Raw genomic sequence first — 3,506 nt, forward strand, 5'->3', positions numbered from 1 at the left:
GGGGTGTCGAACTTCTCCGGCTGGCAGACCGCGCGGGCCGCCGCCTGGCAGACCGCCTGGCCGGGGCGGGCGCCCGTGGTCGCGTCCCAGGTCGAATACTCGCTGCTGGAGCGGGGCGTGGAGCGGGAGGTCCTGCCCGCGTGCGACGCGCTCGGCCTCGGCGTGCTGCCCTGGTCACCGCTGGGCCGGGGGGTGCTCACCGGCAAGTACCGGCACGGCCGGCCGGCCGACTCCCGGGCCGCGTCGCCGCACTTCGAACCATTCGTCGCCACGTACCTGGAGCCGCGCTGCTCCAGCATCGTGGAGGCGGTGGCGACCGCGGCCGGTGGGCTGGGGGTGTCGCCGCTGGAGGTGGCGTTGGCGTGGATCCGGGACCGGCCCGGCGTGACAGCGCCGATCCTCGGCGCCCGGACGGTGGGGCAGCTGCTCGGCGCGCTCCAGGTGGAACGGATCACACTGCCCGAGGAGATCACCACCGCGCTGGACGACGTCTCCGCGGTGCCGGTCGGCTACCCCGAACGCGACGGCTGACCGGCGCCCGACGCGCCGGAGAATCCCGGCTTCGCCTGCCCCCGGGTCACTGCTGACCCGCCGGCCGGGTCACTGTTGATCAGCGCGCCGGGTCACGGCGTCGGGCGGTTGCCGGGGAGGTCCTGGATCGCGGTCAGGAAACGCGACTGGTCGTCGCGCAGCGCCGGCTGGGTGAGCCGGATCCACGAGCCGTCGTCGAAGAAGACGGTGGAGGCGAGCTGCACGAGGCCGCTCGCTCCCCGCTCGGAGTCGACCCGGATCACCCGGTCGCGGCGCACACTCCACAGCACCCGCGGCTGACGCCGGTCGGGCCGGTCGGCGTCCGGGCGGGGGCCCATCCGCAGCAGGTGCAGGTGGGTGTCGGTCACCGCCAGCGGCGTGCCGCTGTAGCGTTCCAGGAACAGCAGCAGGCTGCCGGCGAGGGTGGCGAGGTCGCCGCTGAAGACGTACCGGCGGCGGTAGGCGATCTCGGCGAGCTGCTCGGCCAGCGGACGGTACTGGCTCAGCCGGAACAACGCCCGGAACGCCTCCTGCTCCTCGGTGAGCGGGATCGGCTCCCGCTGCACGGGTTGCTGCGGCAGGTTCGGCTCCGGCGCTGCCGACTCCGACACACCGGCGGCGAGGGCGCCGGCGCTGCCGGGCAGCATCAGCACACCAGCGGCCAGCCGCACCGGCGTGAGCACCGCGTCGACCCAGACCACCGGGTTGACGATGTTGAGCAGCCCGAACAGCACCTTCGGGTCGAGCGCCTCGGCCAGCTCCGCGCCGACGTCGTCGGCGAGCTGCCGACCGGCCTGGTGGGTCTGCGACATGCGCACCGGCCCCAGCCCCACGTACCGCAGCTCCTGGCCGGTCAGCAGCGGCGCCACCAGGGCGCGCTCCGGCTCGTCGCTGGTGCGGAACTCGTCGCGCAGCTCGCGGGCCTTGTCCCGGGCGGCCCGCGCGCCGCCGAGCACCGCGTCGGTGAACCGACCCAGCCGCCCGCGCTCCCCTGACATCACCCGTCGCCTCCCTAGCGGCCCGCCGGCTGGTCTGCCGGCGGCTGCCCGAAGACATTCTGGTCGATCCAGTCCGCGCCGCTCTGCACCGCCTGGTCGATCTGGTCGCCGACCTGCTCGCTGCCGGGAACGGAGAGCCCGCTGGTCAACGCGACAGTTCCCCAGGTGACACCGTGGACGACCGAGTTCGGCACGTTCCACGGCAGGTTGGTCGCCCAGTCCCGGGCGATCACCCGGGCGCCGTCGGCGACCCCGTGCGCCCGCAACGCGGCGGCCCGGTCGAGGGCGCCCATGTCGAACGGGGAACCGGACTTGCCCAGCTTGTAGGTGCCCTTGGTGGGGTCGAGGAACTTGTGGTGCCACTTGTCGAGCTTGCCGGCGGCGCGGCGCTTGTCGGCGTACTTCTTGCCGGTGCGCAGCGCCTTCTGCATGTCGACCAGCTTGTCCAGGTGCGTCCGCAGCTTGCGCAGGTACAGCAGGACCCGCTGGAGCAGGCGGATGACCTTCTGCAGGTGCACCGCGAGCGGCCGGATGACCTTCAGCATCCGGGTGACCACGATCAGGCCCCTGGTGACGGCCACGCCCACCCCGGCCGCCCAGGACGCGCCCATGGTGACCGGCGCCATCAGCAACGCCGTCACCAGCGTCACCAGCAGGAAGTTGACGAACTCCACGCAGAGGTCCACGAGCACGTCGTGCACGGTCTGCAGGCCGTCGGCGACACTGCGCAGGTACTCCGCGGTCGCGGCGAACTGCTCGGCGACGTCGAGGAGCTGCTGCTCCACATCGGCCAACCGCTGGCCGTAAGCCACACCGGCGGGTGAGCGCCACCCGACCTGCGCGGACTCCCGGGTGCCGCGGTGGCCCTGCGCCAGGTCGCGCACCTGGGTGGCCAGCGCGTCCCACTCGGCGGCCTTCGCGCGCAACACGGCGGGCTCACCGTCGACCAGGTCGACGAGCTGGATCAGCGGCCACGCCAGGGTCCGGCAGACACTGTCGACGGCGTCCTGCACACCGGAGAGCGCGCTGTCGAGACCGTTCCACAGCTGAACGGCGCTGCCAGCCGGGCCGCTCATCCGGGCAGTCCCGCCTGGATGGCCTTGAACCCGGCGTCCAGGTCCCGTTCGTTGACCTCGTACGCCTCGACCGTGTCGGCCAGCGCCTTCGCGACCCGGCCGAACGCGGCGTTCGCGGCGGCGAACAGCTCCTTGCCGCCGGTGACCTGCTCGGTGTACTTGTCGCGGAGCATGTCGCTGGCGAACGGCAGATGACCGAACGCGTCCGACGGCACGTCGCCGGCCGAGACGATCTGCCCCTCCAGCGCGGCGAGCGAGCTGGCGACCTGCTTGGCGGCTGTCTCCAGTCGACGGACCGCCAGCACGTCCACATCGATATCCGGTGCCATGCCGTTCCTCCCCCCATGAGTCGAGCGCACCGACGATACGATCTCCCGGCCGCCGGGCACCACCCGGTCGCACGATCCACGGGGAGGAATCTCATGACGGACCCGACGTCGGCGTTCGACGCGCTCGCCGGGCGGATCGCCGACATCGAGCGCCGGTTCGCCGGCCTCCGCGACGATCTGGCCGAGCTGTCCGGCACCGCCGCCGACGAGAGTGGACTGGTCTCGGCGACCGTCGACGCCACCGGCGCGCTGACCGGCCTCACCCTCGCGCCCGCCGCCCTGCGCGCCGGCACGGAGGGCGTGGCCGAACTGGTGCTGGAGGCGTACCGGCGGGCTCGCGAGGTCGCTTCCGCGCACGTCGACGAGCACACCGAGGGATTGGACGTCGCGCTCGGCGCGGGGCTCGGCGACCTGTTCGGCACGCCGGGAGACTTCTCGGCGCTGGGCCGGCTGGAGGAGACGGTGGCCCGGCTCGGACGGCTGGACGACCGCCTGCCGGGTGCACCGGCGTGACGTCGCCGTCGCCGACCTGGCCGGAGATCGCCGCCCGGCTGCGGGACACCGTGGCCCGC

At 73.3% G+C, this 3,506-nt stretch carries 5 protein-coding genes; 2 read left to right on the forward strand and 3 right to left on the reverse strand.

The features are described from left to right. On the forward strand, positions 1-531 hold a 531-nt coding region (locus tag KBX53_RS26460), incomplete at its 5' end, for an aldo/keto reductase (protein ID WP_210862243.1). A 92-nt stretch (positions 532-623) separates the two neighbouring features. Here the strand turns inward: KBX53_RS26460 and KBX53_RS26465 are convergent. The 3 genes from KBX53_RS26465 to KBX53_RS26475 are packed head-to-tail and all read right to left on the reverse strand — an operon-like array spanning position 624 to position 2,934. Continuing rightward, positions 624-1,529, reverse strand: a complete 906-nt coding sequence (locus KBX53_RS26465) for a hypothetical protein (protein WP_030332777.1) — start codon at positions 1,527-1,529, stop codon at positions 624-626. Between the two features lie 14 nt (positions 1,530-1,543). Beyond that, positions 1,544-2,605 carry a WXG100 family type VII secretion target gene (locus KBX53_RS26470; RefSeq protein ID WP_030332776.1) on the reverse strand — a complete coding sequence of 354 codons (1,062 nt, stop codon included), beginning with the start codon at positions 2,603-2,605 and terminating at the stop codon, positions 1,544-1,546. Then, entirely contained in the window at positions 2,602-2,934 is a 333-nt protein-coding gene (locus KBX53_RS26475) for a hypothetical protein (RefSeq protein WP_167337304.1), read from the reverse strand. The genes KBX53_RS26470 and KBX53_RS26475 overlap by 4 nt, the downstream gene beginning before the upstream one ends. A 93-nt stretch (positions 2,935-3,027) precedes the next feature. Here KBX53_RS26475 and KBX53_RS26480 point away from each other — a divergent pair, with 93 nt between their 5' ends. Further along, the gene (locus KBX53_RS26480; RefSeq protein ID WP_030332772.1) at positions 3,028-3,447 is read left to right on the forward strand and encodes a YbaB/EbfC family nucleoid-associated protein; all 420 of its coding nucleotides are present in this window, start codon (positions 3,028-3,030) and stop codon (positions 3,445-3,447) included. Positions 3,448-3,506: the final 59 nt, after the last annotated feature.

This window comes from Micromonospora sp. M51 (assembly GCF_018070305.1).
Taxonomy (GTDB): Bacteria; Actinomycetota; Actinomycetes; order Mycobacteriales; family Micromonosporaceae; genus Micromonospora; species Micromonospora parva.

Coding starts and splice junctions, on each gene's coding strand:
- KBX53_RS26475 (WP_167337304.1), bottom strand. CDS start 2,934: ATGGCACCGGATATCGATGTGGACGTGCTGGCGGTCCGTCGACTGGAG.
- KBX53_RS26480 (WP_030332772.1), top strand. CDS start 3,028: ATGACGGACCCGACGTCGGCGTTCGACGCGCTCGCCGGGCGGATCGCC.
- KBX53_RS26470 (WP_030332776.1), bottom strand. CDS start 2,605: ATGAGCGGCCCGGCTGGCAGCGCCGTTCAGCTGTGGAACGGTCTCGAC.
- KBX53_RS26465 (WP_030332777.1), bottom strand. CDS start 1,529: ATGTCAGGGGAGCGCGGGCGGCTGGGTCGGTTCACCGACGCGGTGCTC.